Below are 256 nucleotides of genomic sequence, written 5' to 3' on the forward strand. Positions count from 1 at the left end.
TATCCTACCGCAGTAGAAAACTGTCCCAATGCACTGGCGCCTGAGCCCAGAGCCGTAGAATTTTCGTTGTTCGTTACACTATTATACCCTAAAGCCGTTTCACTGTTGGAATTCGTCTTTGCGTTAAATCCTAATGCTATTGACTGAAAGCCTCCCGCCTGAGAATTATTCCCGATGGCCGTTGATTCATTTTTCGTTGTTTTTGCCTTATACCCGATTGCTGTTGACTGAAAACCATTAGATTCAGCATTATTTC

General features: G+C 43.0%; 1 protein-coding gene. It reads right to left on the bottom strand.

All coding sequences use genetic code 11. The features are described from left to right. A partial coding sequence (locus tag SB659_RS19970; RefSeq protein WP_410551677.1) for a hypothetical protein occupies positions 1 to 256 on the bottom strand: 256 nt, incomplete at both ends.

Origin of the sequence: Arthrobacter sp. SIMBA_036 (genome assembly GCF_046535135.1) — a bacterium.
Lineage (GTDB): Bacteria > Actinomycetota > Actinomycetes > Actinomycetales > Micrococcaceae > Arthrobacter.